Origin of the sequence: Rhizobium sp. BK316, assembly GCF_014193695.1 — a bacterium.
In the GTDB taxonomy this organism is placed as follows: domain Bacteria; phylum Pseudomonadota; class Alphaproteobacteria; order Rhizobiales; family Rhizobiaceae; genus Rhizobium.
The window spans coordinates 319,343-342,272 of sequence record NZ_JACHZR010000006.1; the positions used below are offsets into that span (position 1 = coordinate 319,343).

Genomic DNA, 22,930 nt, shown 5'->3' on the forward strand with positions numbered 1-22,930 from the left:
CACACTTTTGCGCGACATGCTTTAGTTGAGCAGGCCCGCGTGACGCATGGCGGCATCGATCGCCGCTTCCGTTGCCGGCTCCAGCGAAGACATCAGCGGCGAGCGGACAGTACGGCCCATGCGGCCGAGCTTCGACAGGCCGTATTTCGCGCCGCAGACGCCGGGCTCCATGAAGACCGCCTTGTGCAGCGGCATCAGCCGGTCCTGCAGTTCCAGCGCCTTGGCATAGTTGCCGGCAGCCGTCGCCGCCTGGAACTCCGCACAGAGGCGCGGCGCGATATTGGCCGTCACCGAAATGCAGCCGACGCCGCCGTGGGCGTTGAAGCCAAGCGCCGTCGCATCCTCGCCGGAAAGCTGCTGGAACTCCTTGCCGCAGGTGATGCGCTGCTCGGAGACACGCTCGATCTTGCCGGTGGCATCCTTGACGCCGACGATGTTCTTGTGCGCCTTGGCAAGCGCGCCCATCGTCTCCGGCGTCATGTCGATGACCGAGCGGCCGGGGATATTGTAGATGTAGATCGGCAGGGCAACGGCTTCGGCGATCGCCGAATAGTGAGCGATCAGGCCCTTCTGCGTCGGTTTGTTGTAATAGGGCGTGACGACGAGGACGGCATCGGCACCGACCTTTTCGGCATGCTGGGCAAGCTCGATCGCTTCGCGCGTATTGTTCGAGCCGGCGCCGGCCATGACGGGCACGCGTTTGCCCGCAACTTCGATGCAGAGCTCCACCACCCGTTTGTGCTCGGCATGCGACAGCGTCGGCGACTCACCGGTCGTGCCGACCGGAACGAGGCCGCTGCTGCCCTCCCCGATCTGCCACGTGACGTGAGCGGCGAAGCTGTCTTCGTCGATCAGGCCAGCATCGGTGAAGGGAGTGACGAGAGCGGGGATGGACCCATTGAACATGCAAAGCTCCTCACGGCCGATATCCTTGCTTCAGCCGCATTCCATGAATAAGAGTTGCGCACCATAGAGCGGCAATATGGCCGCGACAAGCGCGCATAGATCGGTTTAGGGCAAAATCCGATAGCAAATGTGAATGAATTTTACCTGGTTTGGTAAGGTTTCGTTAATGTGCCTCCCGCCAAATGGAAGGGCGTATTTTCGTTGCGAGTCATCCGGATGAAGAGAACCGTTCTGATCCTGTCCGCCTTCGGTCTGGTGGCCGCGGCCTGGGGCAGCGCTGCATCGCAGCTGCCCGGCGAAGGCGCTCCCGTACCCGCCGTCAAGCCGCTGGGTTTCGTGCCGGAAACCGCGTCCTTCCCCGAGGCGATCACGACCGGCGCCATTCCGCGCAATCCGGCGATCGCGCCTGTCAACAGCGACCTGAAGGCGGGGCTCGATGCGCTCTCCAACAAAGATCCGCAGCAGGCGCTCGCCATCCGCAATACCATGGCGGCGGGAACGCTCGACCGTCATATCCTGACCTGGGCAATCGCCACCTCCGGCCTGAAGGGTGTTCCCTCCTACGAGATCGCCAGTGCTTCGGACGAGCTGAAGGGCTGGCCGGGTCTCGAACGGCTGCGCGGCAATTCCGAACGCGCGCTCTATGACGAAAACCCCGCTCCTGCCGCGGTGTTGAACGCCTTCGGCGATACGGCGCCCGAGACGGCGCAGGGCGCCATGATCCTGTCGCGGGCGCTTGTGGCGACCGGCAAGTCTGTGCAGGCGGCAAAATATATCGGCAAGACCTGGCGCGGACAGGCGCTCGACAAGGCAACCGAAGACAAGATCCTGGCCGAATTTGCCGGTCTGCTGACTCCGGCCGATCATAAGACGCGGATGGATTATCTCATGTATCGCGGACGTGTGGCGCAGGCCAAGCGCTTCGGCGACATGGGTCAGGCGCAGTCGCTCTACAAGGCCTGGGCTGCCGTCGACAACAATGCCGGCAATGCCGGCGCGCTTCTGAACGCGGTCGATGCCAAGTGGCGCAGCGATCCGGGTTTTCTCTTCGCGCGCATCGAATATCTTCGCAAGCAGGACAAGTATCTCGACGCCGCCAAGCTGCTGCAGCAAATACCCCGCGACCGGACCGAACTGATGAACTCGGGCGAATGGTGGAACGAGCAGCGGATCGTCAGCCGCGGCCTCGTCGACCAGGGACAGTTCAAGGCCGCCTACCAGATCGTTGCCGCCTCCGTCGCGACGGTGCCGACGGATGTCGTCGAGGCGCAATTCCATGCCGGCTGGTATGCGCTGCGCGGTCTGCAGGACCCGACGACGGCCGAGACGCATTTCCGCAAGATCCTGCAGGTTTCCAACGGCCCGCTCTCCGTTTCGCGCGCCTGGTATTGGCTCGGACGCTCAGCCGAAGCCGGCGGACCGGGCAAGGCCAGCGAATTTTTCGCCAAAGCCGCGAATTTTCCGGGCACTTTCTACGGCCAGCTTGCCGCGGAAAGGCTGGGACGCAAGACGCTCGATGTCACATATCCGTCGCCGACGGCTTCCGACCGCCAGAATCTGCAGCAGCGCGAGGCCGTGCAGGCGATCGGGCGGCTGGAATCCGCAGGTCATGGCTGGCGGGCCGCAGCCCTTTATCTGGCACTGGCCGACCAGCTCCAGAGCCCCGGCGAGCTTGCAATCCTGACTGCCAAGGCCGAGCAGGCGGGCGACCATCATCTTTCACTGCAGATCGGCAAGATCGCCTATGGGCGCGGCATCGATGTCGCAGCACTTGCCTTCCCGGTCGGCGTCATTCCGGCCAACGCCAATATATCCGGCTCCGGCAAGGCGCTCGCCTATGCAATCGCCCGGCAGGAAAGCGCCTTCAATCCGGCCGCCGTTTCCGCCGCCAATGCCCGCGGCCTGCTTCAGCTCTTGCCGGGCACGGCCCAAGCCGTCGCCAAGCGACACAAGATCACCTATTCCAAGGACAAGCTGACGGCCGATGCCGGCTATAATGCGACGCTCGGCGCGCATTACCTCGGCGAGCAGATCGACGCCTTCGGCGGCTCCTATATCCTCACCTTCATCGCCTATAATGCCGGGCCGAAGCGCGTGCCGGAATGGATCGGCCGCTATGGTGACCCGCGCGGCAAGCCGGTCGACGAGATCGTCGATTGGATCGAGCGCATCCCCTTTCCCGAAACACGCAATTATGTGCAGCGGGTGATGGAGAACTACGAAGTCTACAAGGCGCGCCTTGGGCAGACACCTGACATCGAGCGTGACCTCATTGGTGGGCGCGGCGCGACCTGAAGCCGATTGGCAGGCCTGCCGAAAGCACACTAACCTTCTTCCGGCAAGCGGATGGAGGCGTCATGGCCAACGGGAACATGAAAGATTTTGCTGAACGATTCTATAAGTCGACTGACGGGCTGACGCTCTACGTCCGTGACTACCAACCGGCGACTGGAGACACCGGTCGATTGCCGGTCATCTGCCTGCCGGGCCTGACCCGCAACTCGCGTGATTTCCACGATCTGGCATTACTGCTTTCGCGAGACGCCACCTCTCCCCAGCGCGTCATTGCCCTGGATTATCGCGGGCGCGGCATGTCCGAGCGGGATGAGAACAAGGCGAATTACAATCTCGCCGTCGAAGGCGGCGATGTCATCGCCGCCTGCGCGGCGTTCGGCATCAACCGCGCCATCTTCATCGGCACATCGCGAGGCGGGCTGATCCTGCATTTGCTGGCGGCAACGCGGCTCGGATTACTTGCCGGCGTCATCTTCAACGATATTGGCGCAGTCATCGAACCGGCCGGGCTGATGGCTATCCGGGACTATCTCAATCGCAGCCGCAAACCTCGGACCTGGAGTGACGCGGTCGATATCCTCAAAGAAAATCTTGCCGCTGCCTTTCCCGCGCTCGGTGCCAACGACTGGTGGGAAATGGCACGGGCTATTTACAGGGAGACAAATGGCATACCGGTTGCCGACTATGACCCGGCTATTGCCGAACAGTTGAAAACGATTGATTTCAACGGCCCCCTACCCGACCTTTGGCCGCAATTCGAAGAGCTGCGCTCCACACCGCTATTGGTGATCCGGGGAGAGAATTCCAATCTGCTATCCCTGGAGACGACAGACGAGATGACGAAACGGCATCCTAATATGGTGCAGATCACGGCGAAAGGCCAAGGTCACGCGCCACTTCTGCATTTAGGAGACATTCCGGAGGCGATCAGGACATTTATCGGCAGGCTGAGCTGAGCTTTCGTGACACCGCCTAGCGCCGACATCAAAACACTACCCGCCACAATGAAGGTGGCAATCAACAAAAAAGCCCGGCTCAAAAGCCGGGCTTCTCTATGACCGAAGTCAACTCGAATTAGAACGCACGCTGCAGACGGAAGTAACCGGTGGTTACGTCGTCGCCATCTTCCGGATCCAGGTACTGGACCGAAGCCTTGGCGTAGAAGTTTTCGACGATCTGGTAATCAACCGTCAGACCAGCCTTCCAGGCATCGCCGAGACCATCCCAGTCTGTCGGAACATTCTTGCTGCCGCCGAAGTAGTTGCCGTAGTACTGAACGCCAGGGGTGATCTTCAGCTTGTCCGTTGCCTTGATGGCGTATTCGCCAGCAACTGCCCATTCAGCCGTCGAGTAGTAGGAGTTCGGGCCGCTGGAGTAGACAACAGCGAGGCCGAGCGTGCCCGGGCCGAGTTCAGCCGTACCCATAGCGCGGATTGCGCCGTCTTCGTTGTCGAAGTCCCAGCCGCCGGTGACCTGGTAGCTGAAGGCGCCAGCCTTACCGCCGATGCCGAAGGCAACGCCGACGTTGTTCGGACCATCGTCCGCAGTGAAGGTGGTGGTGCCGGCAGCGTTGGTAGCAAAGGTGCCCTGATAGACGCCGTCTTCCAGTTCGTCGACGCTGAGGCCAGCGTAGAAGGAGCCGGTTTCGTACTGATAACGGATCGAGTTATGCAGCGTTACGACAGAACCGATATCGTCCGTTTCGCCGGAGAGACCATCGTCCCACCAGGAGTAGAAGAGACCAGCGCGGAAGCCCGCGACGTCGAGGTAAGCGGAGTCGAGCTTCGTGTTCTGGCTGGACGCGTTGTCTGCGTTGGCCTGGAGAACGATCACGCCGGTGAGCGGGCCGTATTCGGTGTCGCTCTTGGCCGTGAACTGAACCTGACCGCGGGTTACAGCATCCCAGCTGGAGTCGTTGGTCGTCTTGTCGCCGCCGGCGTTCGGGCCGACGTTAACCTGGAAACGGATGTAACCGTTGATCTTCAGGCAGGTTTCCGTGCCCGGGATGTAGAAGTAGCCGGTGCCGTAAGCGTCGCAGACGCGAACGTACTCAACCGGTTCCGGCTCGGCTGCAACGATAGCGTCAGCAGCCTGAGCGCCGGAAACTACTGCCAAAGCGGCAGCAGAGCCAAGAAGAAGGCTCTTGATGTTCATAATGACCTCCAATTCAAGTTTCGATCGGAGGTAGGATCACGTCTGAACGACGTTTCCCTGCCCCACCCCCGGTGTTTGAAGAAGTCGGGCGGTCAGGCCCTTGCTTCCGAGAGTGAAAATACAAGACGAAAGCTGTCACGCAATCACCAACTTGTGTTCGAGAGGGGTTTACGAAGGCCTTACCGAAACGCTGTTGCTGAAAGGCCACAAGTTGGGCAACGGGGCCGCCATTTGTTTAAGCTTTGTTAAGAAAGCGCTTATTTTCCCGGTGTTTATTGGGATTTCATAAGACGCAGAGGCATCCGGTCGTGCCAAATTGGCACCATTTTCCCGCCAGATTCGGCTTTCTGCGCTGACCGGCTAACGACTGACGCGAAGCTTGCCCATGCGAAAATCGAAACCGATTTCAGCTTTGGCCGACGAGAGACGATTGATTCCCCTATGCGATTCGCTCGGCGCTCATCGCGATTCCGGAACGCGACATGCGACAGGGAGAATTTCGAACAGAGAAAATTGACGGCGGGCACGAGAAGCCGCGCGCGAAAAGACCGCTGACATTAATGAAGGAAAACGGCGGAGACGATATCCGCCAGCCGGATCAGCACCACTCCCACTGTGGTCGGCTCACCGACGATTCCAGGCCGCTCGATCGATGAAACCGTTCATCGGAGGTTCATGCCTGGCAGCGCAATCTGAAAACCTGAGAGGATACGTCGATGAGGAAGCTATTATCAGCACTCGCAGCCGTTGTCCTGGCTGCATCTTTCGCCCCACCGCTAAACGCGGCTCCGATTTTCGTGCCGAGAGCCGAACAAGTGCAGATCGGCAATGTCGAGCTGGTCAGACACCGGAGCCATCGTCATTGGCGTGCGGATCGCCACTGGAACCACCGGTACGCCTACCGTTCCTGCGGGTATTATGGCAGGTGCTACAATAGATATCCTCGGTATTACGGCTATCGATATCCCGGGTATTACGGCTATCGGGATTATTACCATCGGCGGCCAGGAGTGACTTTATATTTTCGCTTCTAGCCGGCGACACTCGCCCGGCCTATCGCAGGGTGCGGCATTCAGCAACCGTCGGCTCCTTCAAGACCGATGGCGGAATGCTGCCCGGGCATCTGCGCTGGCGCTCTCGGGCAGAACGTCTTCACCAAAGCCACCACAGACGCCTGCCGGCTCACCACCCGGCGGGCATTTTTACGTCCAAGGACCGATCACGCTTCGAGAGACGTGGAAAATTTACAGCCCAAACGCGGCCCAGCCCGACTGAGGCAAGCGAAAATCGTCTTCCGGCAAATATTATGGCTGAATTGATATACGCGGCCATCTATCTGATTCAATGACAAAAAAGATAGATGGCGGAGAAGATGGGATTCGAACCCACGATACCCTCTCGGGTATACTCCCTTAGCAGGGGAGCGCCTTCGACCACTCGGCCACCTCTCCGGTGGGAGCCCTGATATGGGTATTCTCCCGTGCGATCAAGCTCTTTTTGAAGTTTTCACATGTCCTTTAGATAGGCCACCGATAGAATGATGACAGTTCAAACGTAAAGCGCTTCAGAGGCGCTTGTGCGGGTTGCCCGGTCAGGCCAGCAATTGCTTCAGATCGGCCGCGGGATCAGCAAGGATCGCCCGATCCGGATTGATCCCCGATTCCAGCATCTTCTTGCCCGTCACATAGGCCTTTGCATCGTTGATGGCATCGACGGCAATCAGCCTGCCCTCACGGAAATACCAGACGGAGCTTGCGCCTTCGCGGGCGCCCGGGCGCAGAAGCGTGTCGTCATAGCCCATATTGAAGCCGGCGATCTGCAGCTTCACATCATATTGGTCGGACCAGAACCAGGGCTTCGGGTCATAGGGTTCGCTGCCGCCGGCGATAACGGCAGCGGCGGCATCTGCCTGATCGACGGCGTTCTGGACGGATTCGAGCCGGATGCGGCCGCCCTGCCACGGCAGGCTCGCGCAATCGCCCGCCGCAAAGATCGACGGATCGGATGTGCGGGCGAACTCATCGACGATGATTCCATTGCCGACGTCGAGCCCTGCCTCCTTGGCGAGAAGATCGTTCGGCACCACACCGATGCCGACGATGACGAAATCCACGTCGATGATGCTGCCATCGGAGAGTTCGGCGCCGGCCACCCGGCCATCCCTACCGATCAGATGCTTCAGACCGGTCTTTTCGCGAATCGTCACATCATGGCTCTTATGAATCGCGCGCATGATGTCCGCGGTCTCCTTGGCGGCGACGCGCTGCAGGATCCGCTCGGCCATTTCGATGACGGTCACTTCGAGGCCGAGATGGCGGGCAACGGCTGCAGCCTCCAGGCCGATATAACCGCCGCCGATGATAAGCACACGGCGGCCGGGTCGCATTTCCCCGGCCAGAAGATCGGCGTCGCGCTTGTCGCGGGCGACATAGACGCCCTCCAGATCGCCGCCGATCGCGGCAGGCAGGCGGCGAGGCGTCGAGCCCGTCACGATTGCCAGCGTACCGTAGTCGATGATGGAACCATCCTGCAGCAGGACCTGCTTGGTCTCGCGGTTGATCTGCTCGGCCCAGGTCGACAGACGGATCTCGACATTATTGTCTGGGTACCAATGCTCGGGACGGAACAGCAGGCGATCGAAGGCCATCTCACCGAGCAGATATTTCTTCGACAGCGGCGGGCGCTGGTAGGGAAGCACGTCTTCGGCGCCGATGAGCGTGATCGGACGCTCATCCTTCAATGCACGCAGCTTGGCTGCCAATGCGAAGCCTGCCTGCCCCGCGCCGATGATCACCAGTCTATCCGTCACGATGTCACTCCCGAATATGCGGCCTTCAACAGGGACAAGGCCTATCCCCTGCCCCAAACGCCGTCAACGGAAGCGAGGTCTAACCTCAGCCGATCTCGATCCAGCGGCGCTCATGGAAGGACTGTGCCATGGCATGAACCGACTTCTCTATCCTGAGACCGTCTTCGAATGTCACGATAGACGCCGGCTCTCCGGAAATCGCCCGGATCAGCTCGCGGCATTCGATGATCTTCAGATCGTTGAAGCCGAGACCGTGGCCAGGGGCCGGAATGAAGCGATCATAGGGCTGATGGGCGGGCGCCGCCAGTATCTTGCGGAAGCCCTGTTCGGAGCCTCGCCCTTCGGCCCGATAGAGCTCGAATTCGTTCATGCGCTCCTGATCGTAGAGGATCGAGCCCTTCGAGCCGTAGATCTGCAGGGCGATCCGGCCCTTGCGGCCCCAGGCGGCCCGGTTTGCCATCAGCACAGCGGAGATGCCGCCGCCAAGGCGCATCAGCACATTGGCGGCATCGTGATTCTCCACAGCGCGGCGGCCGCCTTCCTTCTGAGGGCGGTCGGCATAGGGCTTCACCATATCGGTGGTGACGGCCTCGACATGGCCGAAGAGATACCAGAGCAGCGACAGGGGATGGACGGCGAAATCGTCGAGCGCGCCGTAGCCGGCCGACAGCTCGCTCTTCCAGTAGAAGAAGACATCGGGATCGGCCATGAAATCCTCGTCCATTTCGACGCGGATATGATTGACCGAGCCGATCGCGCCTTCGCCGATCAGCGTCTTTATATGCCGCATGATCGGGTTCTGGATATAATTGTAGCCGAGCACGGCAACTTTGCCGGATTGCCTCGCAACGGCAAGCATGCGCTCGGCTTCCGCATAGGCAGGCGCCATCGGCTTTTCACACCAGACATGTTTGCCGGCCTCAAGTGCCGCAATCGCCATTTCGGCATGGAACTGATTGGGTGTGGTGACGGAGACGACATCGACATCGGGGTCGGCAATCAGTGCCCGCCAGTCGGCCGTCGCCTTCTCGAAGCCGAACTCGGCGGCGCGAGCGCCTGCAAGCTCGGCATTGGCTTCGGCAAGATGCACGAGGCGCGGCCGCTCGACATCGCCGAACACCGTTTTCACCGCATTCCATGCCAGTGCATGGCACTTGCCCATATAACCGGTGCCGATCAAACCGATGCCGAGTGGCTTCATGTCAGGGTCTCCTCCTCAAATCCGCATGGATTTTTGGAATATTTGGATCATTTTGACAAGCAGGCAGCGATGCATCATTTCGTCTCGTCGCTCCTGAGACTGTCTAAAACCCTTGATTTTCAGGAGATTAAAAACAATTAGGCGCCTTCGTGGAAATCGTTTATGCTTCGAAATATGGAATATTTGTTTCATCTTCTGAGCCGTCAGCATGGATAATGATCCCAAGAGAGCGCGCGTGCCGCGCGATTTCGAAAGCCTGCGCAGCACCATCATCGAGCGCAAGGCGAACATGCCGAAACGGCTGGCGCAGGTGGCCGCCTTTGCGCTCGGCAATCCCGACGAGATCGCCTTTGGCACGACGGCGAGCATTGCCGCGGCCTCCGATGTGCAGCCGTCCACGCTCGTGCGCCTTGCCCACCACTTGGGCTATGAAGGCTTTTCCGACCTGCAGAGCATCTTTCGCGAGCGGCTGCGCGACCGGACACTGAGCTATGAGGAACGCCTCGTCACGCTGGAACAGTCCGGTGGGGACGACGAGGATGCAACGCTGCTTTCCGGTTTCATATCGGCCGCCAGCCAGTCCGTGAACCGGCTTGCGGCGACGGTGCAGACCGACACGTTCGCCAAGGCAGTCGATATCCTGGCGGCTGCCGAGACCATCTATCTCATCGCCAAGCGGCGCTCCTATCCGCTGACGGCGCATATGACCTACGCTTTTTCCAAGCTGCATATCCGCCATCAGATCGTCGCCTCGCCAAACGGCGTCGATCCGGAGATGGTGCAGTTTGCCACGCCGCGCGATGCGGCGATTGCAGCAAGCTTTTCGCCCTATGCCGCCGACAGTCTCAGCCAGAGCCAGGAGCTTGCCGATCGCGGCGTGCCGGTCATTGCGATCACCGATTCGGCCTTTTCGCCGCTGGCTGCCTGCGCGACACACTGGTTCGAGGTGGCGGAGGCCGATTTCGGCGGTTTTCGTTCGCTCTCGGCATCGATGGCGCTCACCATGGCGCTGCCTGTCGCCATTGCCGAGCGGCGGCGCAAGCTGCAACATTCCAAACCCGTGAAGACGAAAATGGAATAAACATTCCGAATTGACAAAGAGACGGAACCGATGTTTCATTATTCAAAATTCACGGGCACCCCAGACCGTGTAAGAATCTAGCGGGAGGATATCATGGTACAATCGAATCCGGGCTCGCCGGAGCCGTCTCTCGACGTGATCACGATCGGCCGATCCTCCGTCGATCTCTACGGCCAGCAGATCGGCTCGCGGCTCGAAGATATCGGCTCGTTTGCCAAGTCCGTCGGCGGCTGCCCGGCCAATATCGCGATCGGCACGGCGCGGCTCGGGCTGAAATCGGCATTGATCACGCGTGTCGGTGCGGAGCAGATGGGCCGCTTCATCATCGAGCAGTCGGCGCGCGAAGGCGTCGAGACCAAAGGCATCAAGACGGACAAGGAGCGGCTGACGGCGCTCGTGCTGCTCGCGGTGGAGGCCGAAGGTGTCTCGCCGATGATCTTCTATCGCTCCGACTGCGCCGACATGGCGCTCGACGAAGGCGATATCGACGAGGATTTCATCAGGTCCTCGCGCGCCGTGCTCGTCTCGGGCACGCATTTCTCCCGGCCGAATACGGAGGCCGCGCAGCGCAAGGCGATCCGCATCGCCAAGGCCAACGGCCGCAAGGTGATCTTCGATATCGATTATCGGCCGAACCTCTGGGGCCTTGCCGGCCATGCCGAGGGCTTCGAGCGTTATGTGAAGTCCGACCGTGTGTCTTCGAAGATGAAGGAGACGCTGCCGGATTGCGACCTGATCGTCGGCACGGAAGAGGAAATCCTGATTGCGTCGGGTGCGGACGATGTTCTCGGTGCACTAAAGGAAATTCGACGTCTTTCCCCGGCAACGATCGTTCTGAAGCGCGGCGCCATGGGCTGCATCGTCTATGACGGCCCAATCAGCGACAATCTGGAAGACGGCATCGTCGGCCAGGGCTTTCCGATCGAGGTGTTCAACGTGCTTGGTGCTGGCGATGCCTTCATGTCCGGTCTGCTGCGCGGCTGGCTGAAGGATGAGCCGCTGAAGACCTGCGCCACCTGGGCGAATGCCTGCGGCGCCTTTGCTGTCTCCCGCCTGCTCTGCTCGCCGGAATATCCGACCTGGGCGGAACTCGACTTTTTCCTGAACCACGGCAGCAAACATCGCGCATTGCGCAAGGACGAGGCGATCAACCACATCCATTGGGCCTCGACCCGCAAAGGCGCAATCCCACTTTTGATGGCGCTCGCCATCGATCACCGTTCGCAATTGACCAGCGTCTGCGACGAGCTCGGCGTCGACTACAAGCGGATCGTCGCCTTCAAGCGGCTGGCGGTGGAAGCCGCAGCCCGCGTTGCCGATGGGCGGCGGGGCTACGGCATGCTGATCGACGAGCGTTTCGGCCGCGATGCCTTCTTCGATGCGGCCAAGAAGAATTTCACCTGGATCGGCCGGCCGGTCGAGCTTCCGGGCTCCAAGCCGCTGCGTTTCGAGTTCAGCCAGGATATCGGTTCGCAGCTGGTTGAATGGCCGCTCGACCATTGCATCAAGTGCCTGTGCTTTTACCATCCCGACGATCCGGCAGCGCTGAAGACCGAGCAGCAGGAGAAGCTGCGCACGCTCTTCGAAGCCGCACGCAAGGTCGGCCGCGAGCTGCTGGTGGAGATCATCGCAAGCAAGAACGGGCCGCTGACCGACGATACGGTGTCGACGGCACTGGAAGAGCTCTACGCGCTCGGCATCAAGCCGGACTGGTGGAAGCTGGAGCCGCAGGCATCGAGCGGCGCCTGGAAGAAGATCGATGCCGTCATCGCCAAAAATGATCCATGGTGCCGCGGTATCGTGCTGCTGGGGCTCGAGGCTCCCGCCGATGAACTGGTGAAGGGGTTCGAGGCAACGCTGGCGGCACCCTCCGTCAAGGGCTTTGCGGTCGGCCGCACGATCTTTGCCGAAGCCGCGCGCGGCTGGCTGTCCGGCAAGATCAACGACGAGGAGGCGATTGCCGACATGGCCGGCCGCTTCAAGCAATTGACAGAGGCTTGGCTGAAAACCCGCGGCCTCAACTAAGAGAGTGAATTTGGGAGGCGCCTTATGGGCAAGACGGTAAGATTGACGATGGCGCAGGCTATCGCGCATTTCCTCAAGAAGCAGATGACCATTGTCGATGGCAAGAAAGTGCCGATCTTCGGCGGCGTCTGGGCGATCTTCGGCCATGGCAATGTCGCCGGCATGGGTGAAGCGCTCTATCAGGTGCGCCAAGAGCTGCCGACCTATCGCGCACATAATGAACAGGGCATGGCCCATGCGGCGATTGCCTATGCCAAGGCGAGTTTCCGCCAGCGTTTCATGGCCTGCACGACCTCGATCGGCCCCGGCGCGCTGAACATGGTGACGGCCGCCGGTGTGGCGCATGTCAACCGTATTCCCGTCCTCTTCCTCCCCGGCGACGTCTTCGCCAATCGCGCGCCCGATCCGGTGCTGCAGCAGATCGAGGATTTCGGCGACGGCACGGTTTCGGCCAATGACGCCTTCCGCCCGGTCTCGCGCTATTTCGACCGCATCACCCGGCCGGAACAGATCATCACCGCATTGAAGCGCGCCATGCAGGTGCTGACCGATCCGCTCGATTGCGGTCCTGTGACGCTGTCGCTCTGCCAGGATGTTCAGGCGGAAGCCTTCGATTATCCGGAGAGCCTGTTTGCGGAAAAGGTCTGGACGGTGCGCCGTCCGCAGCCGGATGCCGATGAGCTTGCCAATGCGATTGCGTTGATCAAGGCCTCGCAGAAGCCTGTCATCGTTGCCGGCGGCGGCGTCCTCTATTCGCAGGCGACCAAGGAGCTTGCGGCCTTCGCGGAGGCGCACGGCGTTCCCGTCGTCGTCACCCAGGCCGGCAAGTCGGCGATCGACGAGCGTCATGCGCTGGCGCTCGGCTCGGTCGGCGTGACCGGCACGTCTGCTGCCAATGCGATTGCCGAGGAAACCGATCTGGTGATTGCCGTCGGGACGCGCTGCCAGGATTTCACGACGGGCTCCTGGGCACTCTTCAAGAATGAGGGCTTCAAGCTGCTCAGCCTCAACATTGCAGCCTATGACGCACTGAAGCATGACAGCCATCCGCTGGTTGCCGATGCGCGCGAAGGGCTGAAGGCGCTCTCATCCGGTCTTTCCGGCTGGAAGGCGCCGGCAGCCCTTGCCGAAAAGGCTGCGAAGGAAAAGAAGGCCTGGATGGAGGCTGCCGCCAAGGCAATGGGCACTACCAACGCCGCCCTGCCCTCCGATGCGCAGGTCATCGGCGCCGTTGTCCGCTCGATCGGTGGCGAGAAGACCACGCTGCTCTGCGCGGCAGGCGGCCTGCCGGGCGAATTGCACAAGCTGTGGCCGGCAACCGTCCCCGGCAGCTACCATATGGAATACGGCTTCTCCTGCATGGGCTATGAGATCGCCGGCGGCCTCGGCGCCAAGATGGCGCATCCGGAAAAGGACGTCGTCGTCATGGTCGGCGACGGCTCCTACATGATGATGAATTCCGAGCTTGCGACCTCGGTCATGCTTGGTCTCAAACTCAACATCGTGCTGCTCGACAACCGCGGCTACGGCTGCATCAACCGCCTGCAGATGGCGACCGGCGGCGCCAACTTCAACAATCTCCTGAAGGACACCTATCACGAAGTGATGCCCGAGATCGATTTCCGGGCACATGCCGAAGCGATGGGCGCGATTGCGGTCAAGGTATCTTCGATTGCCGAACTGGAACAGGCGATTGCCGATTCGAAGAAGAACGACCGCACGTCGGTCTTCGTCATCGACACCGATCCGTTGATCACCACGGATGAAGGCGGCCACTGGTGGGATGTCGCGGTGCCGGAAGTCAGCCCGCGCGGCGAGGTCAACAAGGCGCATGAGGCCTATGTCAAGGCACGCGCCGCCCAGCGCGTCGGCTGATCGGATTGCTATGATTTATGGAGGAGCGGCAGCGCTCCTCCGCACTATTTAAGGAGACCATTGATGAAGGCCAAACTCGGCATGTCGCCCATCGCGTGGTGGAACGACGATCTTCCCGAACTCAGCGACGATGTATCCCTTGAGGAATGCCTGCGACAGTCGCGCACAGCCGGCTTCACCGGCATGGAACAGGGCCGCCGCTTCCCGAGCAATCCTCAGGAAATGCTGCCCATCCTGCGCGCCGCCGACGTGACGCTCTGCGGCGGCTGGTTTTCGGGCACGCTGGTCAATGAGGAGCTTGCGGCCAACAAGGACCGCATCGCGCCGATGATCGAACTCTTCAAGGCCGTCAATGCGCCCTGCATCGTCTATGGCGAAGTCGGCCGCTCCATCCAGGGCGACCGGTCCAAGCCGCTCGCGACCAAGCCGCGGCTTGGCGATGACGAGATGAAGGCCTATGCGCGCCGCGTCACCGAATTCGGCGAATGGTGCGCTGACCAGGGCATGCCGCTCTCCTATCATCACCACATGGCGGCTGTCGTCGAAACCGAACCGGAACTCGACGCCTTCATGAAGAATTCCGGCGCCGGCATTCCGCTGCTGCTCGATGCCGGGCACCTTGCCTTTGCCGGCGGCGACGTGCTGCGCGCCATCGATAATCACCATGCCCGCATCAATCATGTGCACGTCAAGGATATCCGCAAGGCTGTTGTCGACGGTCTCGACCGCAGCAAGCAGTCCTTCCTTGATGCGGTGGCGCTTGGCGCCTTTACCGTGCCGGGCGACGGCTCGCTCGATTTCGGCGCGATCGTCAAGCGGTTTGCGGATTATGGTTATGAGGGCTGGTTCGTTGTGGAAGCCGAGCAGGACCCACGTAAGGCACCGCCGCAGAAGATGGCGGAGATCGGTCATGCCGAATTGATGCGGGTTATGACGGCGGCTGGTTATACGGTGGAGACGGAAGGTTTCCCGAAGGGGTAATTACACGATCGTCGGAGCAAGAGGCCCCCTCATCCGCCCTCCGGGCACCTTCTCCCCGCCGGGGAGAAGGGGGAATGAGAGGGCACGGCATGTCCCTTCTCCCCGGCGGGGAGAAGGTGGCGGCAGCCGGATGAGGGGGGCCGCACCCACCAATCTAGGAGGAAAACACCAATGCCAAACCTCAAGGTAAAACCATCAGGCACGCATGGCCGCGTCACGCATGTGACGCCCGAAAGCGCCGGCTGGACCTATGTCGGCTTCGACATGTACCGGCTGAAGCCGGGCGAAACGGCATCGGGCGAGACCGGCGAACGCGAGATCTGCCTCGTCTGGGTCACCGGCAAGGGCAAGGCTTCGGCCGGCACGAAGGATTTCGGCACGCTCGGCGAGCGCATGAGCCCCTTCGACGGCGCGCCGTATGCTCTCTATATTCCGATGGAATCGACCTGGTCTGTCACGGCCGAGACCGATCTGGAGCTTGCCGTCTGCTCTGCACCCGGCGGCGGAACCTATGAGGCGAAGGCCATTCCGCCCGGCACGCATGCCCCGCTGACACGCGGCAAGGGCACGAATGTGCGCCACGTCAACAATATCATGCCGGAAGACGATGCCTCGGCACACTCGCTGCTCGTCGTCGAGGTCATTACGCCTGGCGGCCACACCTCCTCCTATCCGCCGCACAAGCACGACCAGGACAATCTTCCGCACGAAAGCATGCTGGAAGAAACCTATTATCACCGGCTCAACCCGCCGCAGGGTTTTGGCTTCCAGCGCGTCTATACCGATGACCGCTCGCTCGACGAAGCGATGGTCGTGGAAGACGGCGATGTGACACTGGTGCCCAGGGGATATCACCCCTGCGCGGCAACGCACGGCTATGATCTCTATTATCTCAATGTCATGGCCGGGCCGAAGCGCATCTGGAAGTTCTACAATGCGCCGGAGCATGAGTGGCTGCTGAAGGCCTGATATGGCCGCAGATCGCTAAATAATCTGACAGCGGGCGAGCCGCGCAGATGGTTCAATCCTCTCATTCAAACGCAATGGATGGAGGAACACCATGCGCGGCTCAAGCCTTACACTCTACTCCCAGATGTCCCGACGGACGGAAACCAGGCAATCCCGGCTCTTTGCCAGTCTCATCAATGGTTTCCGATGGACGGCACGTAAGCTCGCCGAGCGGCGCAACCGCAGCGCCGTGATGGAGCTTTCAGACGATCAGCTGAAAGATATCGGCCTTTCCCGCGGCCAGATCGAAAGCGACGTGCATGTCAGCAGCTACTACTGGAACAACAAAGGATTGTGATAGGGTGCGGCGGGCAATGCTTGCTGCTCGAAGTTCCGGAAAGACCGATGTCGCAATTTTCGACCGAACTGCTCCTGAAGACCAACACCGTCACGATCCGTGACATTGTGTGCAATGGCGAGTGCCGCCACAAGAGCGGTGAGGAATGCGCCCATAAGACCAGCCTTGTCTATCCCTATCGTGGCGTCTTCATGCGCCATGTCGGGCGCACCGACACGGTGGCGGAAGCCAATCAGGTTCTGTTCTTCAATGTCGAGCAAGGCTATCGCATCAGCCACCCGGTCGACGGTGGCGATGCCTGCATTGACCTCTCGATAGACCAAACGCTGCTTGCCGAGCTTGCACCCAGGGATCAGGTGCAGGCTGGTGAGCTATTCGGTTTCAAACGCCAGCGCCGGCGCATCGATCCGCGCGCGCAGGCGCTTGTTGCGCTTCTTCGCCATGGGCTGCATCGGGGTGTTGCCGAGACGCTGGAGGCGGAAACACTGGCGCTCACGCTCGTACGCCGGTCTCTTGGCGAGCGCACCTCGCATGCAGCGGGTGCCAGCGTCGGTCGACAGAAGCTTGTCGACCGGGCGAAGCTCGTTCTGTCTTCCGATCTTGCGCGGCGCTGGACGCTCGCCGAAATCGCCACCGAGGTCGGTGTTTCGCCTGTTTATCTCACGCAGGTTTTCCAGCAGGTGGAGGCGACGCCGCTTTACCGCTACCAGCTCCGGCTCCGGCTTGCCCGCGCGCTCGATCTTCTTGGCGAGTATGAGGATCTGACGGCACTCGGCCTCGATCTCGGCTTTTCCAGCCACAGCCATTTCACCTCATCCTTCCGTCAGACCTATGGCCAGACACCGGCGGAGTTCCAGCGCGCGACACGGCTTCGGGCGTAAAGTCGCTAAAGAATTCGACAGCGGCGAGAGAGCCTTCGATGGTCTTATGACCCTGCCCCAGACGGGGACCGAAACGGAGGACCATCCCATGAAGAAGACGACATGCGCCGCCTGCGACTGTGAACTCGGACCTGACGCGATCAGCGTCAAGCTCGGCGGCAAGACCGTCGAGGTCTGCTGCGAGGAATGCGCGCAGGCGCTCGGGGAAGCGGAGGCGGCAGCGGCTTCCGCACCCGCAGCCAGCAAGGATTGAAAACCAAGGCCGCGCCGGACAGGCGCGGCCTTGTTGGCTTACGCGGGCAACAATCCATAGCGCCAGCCGAGCCGCTTGGCATTCCGCGTAAGGACGGCAAAGGCCAACAGGAACATGCAGGCCTCGGCAAAGACCGGCACCATCCAGATGCCCATTTCACCAAAGGCATGCGGCAGCAGGAAGGTCAGCGGCAGTGTGAAGAGATAGGCCCGCGACAGGCCGAAGATCGCAGCACGCCCGGCATCGCCGATCGCCTGGAAATAACCCGACAGCACGATCATCTGGCCGAACAGGAAATAGGCGCCGACCGTCCAGGGCAGGATGCGGGAAACTTCGGCGATGACGACGGGATCGGCCACGAAGATATGGCCGAGGCGGGTGGCCAGCAGCTCCACCGTGATCTCGACGCCGGTGCAGTAGACGAGTGCGGCGACCAGGGCGATCTGCAGGCTGCGGCCGACGCGTTCTCCAAGGCCGGCACCGTAATTGTTGCCGCAGATCGTCTGGAAGGCGATGTTGAGGCCAAGCAGCGGCAGGTAGGCGACGGTCATGACGCGGGTGATGATGCCATAGGCACCGACGGTTGCGACATAATCCCCTTCGCTCCAGATCGATAGGTTGAAGATGACGGCTGCCGAGCAGAGCGAGATGCCGATGAAGCCGAGGCTCATCGGCACACCAAGTGCGAGGATCGGCCGCCAGTCGGCAAGCGGGAAGCGTGTCGCCGGACGCAGGGCGCGCTCGTTGCGCCAGCGATAGATCAGCACGGCGACCAGGCAGATTGCCTGTGCGAGCACCGAGCCGAGAGCCGAACCCGCGACACCCCATCCAAGGATCGCCATGAAGAACCAGTTCGCGGCAATGTTCAGCGCTGTCGCCGCAAGCATCACCAGGGTCATGAAGCCGATCCGGCCTTCGCTGCGCAGGGCGTCGATGTTGAGCGACAGGAAGAAGGCAATGGGTGCTGCGCCGACCATGATGGCGATGAAGGTCCGGGCATTTTCGGCAACGGCGAGATCGCCCGCCGCGGCATTGTCGACGATCCGCCAGCCGACCGTCCAATAGATGACGTTGACGACAAGCACGACGACGATTGCCAGCACATGGGCGGCAGCGAAGGTGCGTCGCGCGGCATCGCGATTGCCGCCACCGAGTTCGCGGGCAAGGATGCTCGCCATGCCGTTCGAGACGAGCGATTGCAGAGCGACGAGCATCATCAGGCCGGGAAAGATGAGCGTTACGGCGGAGAGCGCCCCGGCGCCGACATAGGCGCCGAGGAAATAGGCGTCCACAACGGCAAAGAGGCCGTTGATGGTGGTGATGAGGATGATCGGCAGCGCCGTGCGGGCAGAGACTGAAGGCAGCGAACCGGTTAGGAAGGCATTGGTTTGCGAACTCGAGGTCATGGACGGAATCCGGATGTTGCGGGCAACGACAGGGCTGTCAGATATCGAGGACGAGATGCGGCAGACCGTTGGAGGTCTTGCGCGGCGAGACGCCGTTCTCGTCGATCTGGGCATGGATGCGCTGGCGGAAGGCCGAGAAGCTCTCGAAGGTCACGACATCGACGGGCTCGTCGAAATGGATGGTGATCCTGTAGAACTCGCTGCCTGCTACGGCCGAAAGCGCCAGAACCTTGCCGGTGAAAGGCTGGTTCAGATAACGCCCGCGAACATGGGCGCCGACGAAGATCGGCGAGGCGGGCTTATCGTTGGGCTTGGCAGCGAGGGCCGAGAGCGTGTTCCAGTCGCGGGCGCCATATTGGCGGGCGATCAATTCCAGAGCGACGGCATGGGTGATCTCGCTGCCGCGCTCGGTCATGGCCTGGCGCAGGCGCTTTGCCTGGGCCTTGAGTTCGTCGACCGTGGGATAGGTCATAGTCATGGGTTCAGCCTTTCAAAAGGCATGCCATTCGACTGTCAGGGGGGCTCGCATTGCCGTCAGTCAGCATGCACTCGGGCTGTGACCATGATCGCGAGGGCTTCACCATGGATCTTCATCCGCGAGCGGCCGGTGCCTCGAACCGGCTTCTCTATGCGCGACGACAGGCCGCAAGTCAATGGCAGTACAAAAATGGTGAAAAACTGGGCAGATTCTGGACAGTCTTGCCCGTGATAAATGCGTTTTGTCATTCAATTTTGCACAAGGTTTCAATTTTAAAGATGTTGTTCAGCAGATGTGAGCAATCCTGCGTTAAAGTCTGATCATACAACAAGCGGAGGCTGATATGGCCTTTCAGATGCAGCTCGACACGGAACATCCCAAGCCGGAACAGGCTTACAGGGAATTCAATCTCGACCGGCCCGGCAACATCATTTTCGTCGGCCACCACTTGAGCACCGGCACGCAGGTCCGCTGCCTGATCCGTACCATCACGCTCGCCGGCGCGCTGCTGGAAGTCAGCCCCAGCCTGGAAATGCCGCAGCATTTCTTCCTGGAGATCCTTGGCATCCATGACGAGATCGGTTCGACCGTGGTCAAGCGCGAAGGCGAGTTCGTGACCATCAGCTTCAACATGCTGCTGAACCCCGAATTCCTGCACCATGTGCTGCGGCTGAGTTTCGAAGCCAGTCTCTGATTTCCGACCTCTAATCCGCATAGGAAAACGCGGGCCTTGCGACCCGCGTTTCGAAGAGCGATGGCTTTCGGCGATCACGCGGCGAGATGCCGCTCGATCTGATCGACGGGAAGGTTGGTATAGTCCTTCACCACTTCGGCCGAAATCGCCGCCTGCGCATCGACACTCAGGTTGGGACGCAGCATGCCGAGCGCCCGCGGGGGTGCTACGAGAATGATGCGGCTCGCCTCCTTCTCATGCACGAGCTCATCGAGCTTGTCGGCCACCTCCTTCAGGAACTCCTCTTCCGCCTGGTCCTGCCAGTCGGTTTCCTCCATGGCGCTGCCGCTCAGTCCGTCAGGCGCATAGGATCGGCCTGGCTTGTCGGCACCGATTTCGCGGGTCGGCTGGTTGGGTTGCGTCAGGGTTTCGCGAACCTGAAGATTCATCAGTTGCGCGTCACCGGCATTCTGCAGGATCAGGGCTTTCGCCCCATCGCACACGACAACCCAGGATTCCCAGGGAACTTTGACATCTGTCATTTGAGTTTTCCTCGCTTTGATGATTGGAGGCGACGCGTCGCTAGAGGAAAAACGCCGGACAATTGAAAGAGTTCGGAAGATCCCGCGGAAAGAGAGTCACGGGTGATCCAAGGGTCAAAGTCGATCGGCACGACGCTTCTCTATGGTGCCATTTTAGGATTCGCCGCCTACAGCACCTATGAGATTCACTGCGCAGTGAGATTGCTTGCTCGAGCGACGACAGGTTTATTCCCAAGAGGGCACAATAGCTGTGCCGCTAAAGCACAAATTTCAAACTCGTTAAAATTGTAGTTTTATATTTGACGAATGTGAAAAACATTCGTGTGAGCCTCTCCGTCGAACAGCCCGAAATTTGAACTGCCCCAAATTTTGAACTGCCTGACGGAGAATGCGAAATGGAAATGCTCCGCGCAACGCACCTCGCCACGGTGAAGTCGGCTGTCTACGATATTCGCTGGGAGGAGTTCAACGTCAAACGACCGGCCCGTATCGTCGCCGTTCGCCCCTGTCTGACCGGGATTTCGATGCGCAGCGCCGAAATTCTCGACATTTCCCAGGGCGGCGCGACCTTCGTCGTGTCGACCACGGCCGGCCTGCCCAAACACTATTACCTGAACATCCTGGGGCTTGCCTACCGCATCGGCTGTGCCGAAGTCTACCGCCATCATGAACGCATCGGCGTTCGCTTCATCAACCTCATCGATCCGGATGTTCTACGCAAGGTAGTGCGTGCCGACTTCATGATCGGCAATACGGAAGCGATCGACGCGCGCCGCAACGGCAACCGCGTCTGAGCCGTCACGAACGAGAAATAATCTTGCTTGCCTTGGCAAAGCGAGGGCCTATTGTTGCGCGGCTTTTTCAATAATTCCGGGAAATTGCCGTCGCATGTCTGCCTTCTCGCGCTTCACGCCGCTTGCCAGCGCCCTGCCCTCCACCGTCCCCTTCGTCGGCCCCGAGGCCATCGAGCGCCAGCGCGGCCTGAAGGTCGAAGCGCGCATCGGCGCCAATGAAAACGGCTTCGGCCCGGCTCCCTCGGTCATTGCCGCCATGCGGGAACAGGCCGGCGATATCTGGAAATACAACGATCCGGAAAACTACGTGCTTCGCGAAGTACTCGCCGCCCATCTCGGCGTGACGCCGGCCAATATCGCCATCGGCGGCGGCATCGACGAGTTGCTCGGCCAGATCGTGCGGCTGGTGATCGAGCCCGGCGGCACCGTCGTCACTTCGCTCGGCGCCTATCCCACCTTCAATTTTCACGTGAACGGTTTCGGTGGCCGGCTGGTCACCGTTCCCTATGCCGGCGACCGCGAGGATCTCGACGCGCTGCTCGATGCGGTCAAGCGCGAAAACGCGCCGCTCGTCTATTTCGCCAATCCCGACAATCCAATGGGAAGCTGGTGGGATGCCCAAGAGATCGTCGCCTTTGCGCGCGCGCTTCCGGAAAGCTGCCTGATGATCCTCGACGAAGCCTATAGCGAGACCGGGCCGGCCTCCGCCCTGCCGTCGATCCAGTCCCTCATCGACCTGCCGAACATCGTGCGCACCCGCACCTTCTCCAAGGCCTACGGTCTTGCCGGCGCCCGCGTCGGCTATGCCATCTCGACGCCGGGCACGGCGCAGGCCTTCGACAAGATCCGCAACCATTTCGGCATGAACCGGCTAGCGACGGTCGCCGCACTCGCGGCCCTTAAGGATCAGGCCTACCTGTCCGAAGTGATCGGGAAAATCCATGCCGCGCGCGACAGGATCGCCGGTATTGCCAGGGCGAACGGCCTGCAGCCGCTCTCGTCGGCCACCAATTTCGTGGCAGTCGATGCCGGGCGCGACGGCACCCATGCGCGGGCCATCGTCGACGGGCTGATGGAACACGGTGTCTTCATCCGCATGCCGGGCGTGGCACCGCTCAACCGCTGCATCCGCGTGAGTGTTGGGCCGGAGGCCGATATGGCGCGGCTTGAAGCAGCCTTGCCGTCGGTCCTGAAGACATTGAGCTGAAACAGGTAAACCGCGGCCGGCAGAGGACAAGCCGGTCGCGGTTTCCTTCTCCTGGCATCGGCC

General features: G+C 60.9%; 21 protein-coding genes and 1 tRNA gene. 14 read left to right on the forward strand and 8 right to left on the reverse strand.

Annotation, left to right across the window (positions count from 1 at the left end; all coding sequences use genetic code 11):
- Positions 1-21: 21 nt before the first annotated feature.
- Positions 22-906, reverse strand: a complete 885-nt coding sequence (gene dapA / locus FHT87_RS26945) for a 4-hydroxy-tetrahydrodipicolinate synthase (RefSeq protein ID WP_183730788.1) — start codon at positions 904-906, stop codon at positions 22-24.
- Between the two features lie 216 nt (positions 907-1,122).
- Between dapA and FHT87_RS26950 the strand changes: the two genes are divergently transcribed.
- Positions 1,123-3,201, forward strand: coding sequence for a lytic transglycosylase domain-containing protein (locus FHT87_RS26950; RefSeq protein WP_183805796.1), 2,079 nt, complete (start codon positions 1,123-1,125; stop codon positions 3,199-3,201).
- A gap of 62 nt (positions 3,202-3,263) precedes the next feature.
- Complete coding sequence (locus tag FHT87_RS26955) at positions 3,264-4,157, forward strand: alpha/beta hydrolase (protein ID WP_183730794.1); 894 nt, start codon at positions 3,264-3,266, stop codon at positions 4,155-4,157.
- Between the two features lie 118 nt (positions 4,158-4,275).
- On the opposite strand, the gene FHT87_RS26960 is transcribed toward FHT87_RS26955, so the two are convergent.
- A complete protein-coding gene (locus FHT87_RS26960) occupies positions 4,276-5,355 on the reverse strand; it encodes a porin (protein ID WP_183805798.1) in 1,080 nt (359 codons plus the stop codon).
- Between the two features lie 716 nt (positions 5,356-6,071).
- Between FHT87_RS26960 and FHT87_RS31305 the strand changes: the two genes are divergently transcribed.
- The gene (locus tag FHT87_RS31305; RefSeq protein WP_246699675.1) at positions 6,072-6,389 is read left to right on the forward strand and encodes a hypothetical protein; all 318 of its coding nucleotides are present in this window, start codon (positions 6,072-6,074) and stop codon (positions 6,387-6,389) included.
- Positions 6,390-6,716: 327 nt separating this feature from the next.
- Here the strand turns inward: FHT87_RS31305 and FHT87_RS26970 are convergent.
- From FHT87_RS26970 to FHT87_RS26980, 3 genes are all read right to left on the reverse strand, one after another.
- Positions 6,717-6,806: transfer RNA gene (locus tag FHT87_RS26970), tRNA-Ser, on the reverse strand.
- Between the two features lie 140 nt (positions 6,807-6,946).
- Positions 6,947-8,164 (reverse strand): FAD-dependent oxidoreductase, encoded by a 1,218-nt coding sequence (locus tag FHT87_RS26975; protein WP_183730812.1) that lies wholly within the window; start codon positions 8,162-8,164, stop codon positions 6,947-6,949.
- 85 nt (positions 8,165-8,249) lie between these two features.
- On the reverse strand, positions 8,250-9,365 hold the full coding sequence (locus tag FHT87_RS26980) for a Gfo/Idh/MocA family oxidoreductase (protein ID WP_183805800.1): 1,116 nt from the start codon (positions 9,363-9,365) through the stop codon (positions 8,250-8,252).
- 208 nt (positions 9,366-9,573) lie between these two features.
- Between FHT87_RS26980 and FHT87_RS26985 the strand changes: the two genes are divergently transcribed.
- From FHT87_RS26985 to FHT87_RS27020, 8 genes are all read left to right on the forward strand, one after another.
- Entirely contained in the window at positions 9,574-10,446 is an 873-nt protein-coding gene (locus FHT87_RS26985) for a MurR/RpiR family transcriptional regulator (RefSeq protein ID WP_183805802.1), read from the forward strand.
- A gap of 93 nt (positions 10,447-10,539) precedes the next feature.
- Complete coding sequence (gene iolC, locus FHT87_RS26990; RefSeq protein WP_183805804.1) at positions 10,540-12,471, forward strand: 5-dehydro-2-deoxygluconokinase; 1,932 nt, start codon at positions 10,540-10,542, stop codon at positions 12,469-12,471.
- A gap of 24 nt (positions 12,472-12,495) precedes the next feature.
- Positions 12,496-14,346 (forward strand): 3D-(3,5/4)-trihydroxycyclohexane-1,2-dione acylhydrolase (decyclizing), encoded by a 1,851-nt coding sequence (gene iolD / locus FHT87_RS26995; RefSeq protein ID WP_183805806.1) that lies wholly within the window; start codon positions 12,496-12,498, stop codon positions 14,344-14,346.
- Positions 14,347-14,409: 63 nt separating this feature from the next.
- A complete protein-coding gene (iolE, locus tag FHT87_RS27000; RefSeq protein WP_183730827.1) occupies positions 14,410-15,327 on the forward strand; it encodes a myo-inosose-2 dehydratase in 918 nt (305 codons plus the stop codon).
- Between the two features lie 171 nt (positions 15,328-15,498).
- Positions 15,499-16,296, forward strand: coding sequence for a 5-deoxy-glucuronate isomerase (iolB, locus tag FHT87_RS27005; RefSeq protein ID WP_183805808.1), 798 nt, complete (start codon positions 15,499-15,501; stop codon positions 16,294-16,296).
- A gap of 124 nt (positions 16,297-16,420) precedes the next feature.
- Positions 16,421-16,633 carry a DUF1127 domain-containing protein gene (locus FHT87_RS27010; protein WP_246699678.1) on the forward strand — a complete coding sequence of 71 codons (213 nt, stop codon included), beginning with the start codon at positions 16,421-16,423 and terminating at the stop codon, positions 16,631-16,633.
- Between the two features lie 47 nt (positions 16,634-16,680).
- Positions 16,681-17,514, forward strand: coding sequence for a helix-turn-helix domain-containing protein (locus FHT87_RS27015; RefSeq protein ID WP_183730836.1), 834 nt, complete (start codon positions 16,681-16,683; stop codon positions 17,512-17,514).
- An 88-nt stretch (positions 17,515-17,602) separates the two neighbouring features.
- Positions 17,603-17,767 (forward strand): hypothetical protein, encoded by a 165-nt coding sequence (locus FHT87_RS27020; RefSeq protein WP_183744474.1) that lies wholly within the window; start codon positions 17,603-17,605, stop codon positions 17,765-17,767.
- 38 nt (positions 17,768-17,805) lie between these two features.
- On the opposite strand, the gene FHT87_RS27025 is transcribed toward FHT87_RS27020, so the two are convergent.
- Positions 17,806-19,173, reverse strand: coding sequence for an MATE family efflux transporter (locus FHT87_RS27025; RefSeq protein WP_183805812.1), 1,368 nt, complete (start codon positions 19,171-19,173; stop codon positions 17,806-17,808).
- A 37-nt stretch (positions 19,174-19,210) separates the two neighbouring features.
- Positions 19,211-19,651 carry a glyoxalase superfamily protein gene (locus tag FHT87_RS27030; protein ID WP_183805814.1) on the reverse strand — a complete coding sequence of 147 codons (441 nt, stop codon included), beginning with the start codon at positions 19,649-19,651 and terminating at the stop codon, positions 19,211-19,213.
- 355 nt (positions 19,652-20,006) lie between these two features.
- Between FHT87_RS27030 and FHT87_RS27035 the strand changes: the two genes are divergently transcribed.
- The gene (locus FHT87_RS27035; RefSeq protein WP_183805893.1) at positions 20,007-20,345 is read left to right on the forward strand and encodes a hypothetical protein; all 339 of its coding nucleotides are present in this window, start codon (positions 20,007-20,009) and stop codon (positions 20,343-20,345) included.
- 74 nt (positions 20,346-20,419) lie between these two features.
- Here FHT87_RS27035 and FHT87_RS27040 read toward each other — a convergent pair whose 3' ends face one another.
- Entirely contained in the window at positions 20,420-20,866 is a 447-nt protein-coding gene (locus FHT87_RS27040; protein ID WP_183805816.1) for a host attachment family protein, read from the reverse strand.
- A 395-nt stretch (positions 20,867-21,261) separates the two neighbouring features.
- Here FHT87_RS27040 and FHT87_RS27045 point away from each other — a divergent pair, with 395 nt between their 5' ends.
- Together FHT87_RS27045 and FHT87_RS27050 are read left to right on the forward strand one after the other, a co-directional pair.
- Positions 21,262-21,660, forward strand: a complete 399-nt coding sequence (locus FHT87_RS27045) for a PilZ domain-containing protein (RefSeq protein WP_183730850.1) — start codon at positions 21,262-21,264, stop codon at positions 21,658-21,660.
- A 94-nt stretch (positions 21,661-21,754) separates the two neighbouring features.
- The gene (locus FHT87_RS27050; protein WP_183805818.1) at positions 21,755-22,867 is read left to right on the forward strand and encodes a pyridoxal phosphate-dependent aminotransferase; all 1,113 of its coding nucleotides are present in this window, start codon (positions 21,755-21,757) and stop codon (positions 22,865-22,867) included.
- The last annotated feature ends 63 nt before the right edge of the window (positions 22,868-22,930 follow it).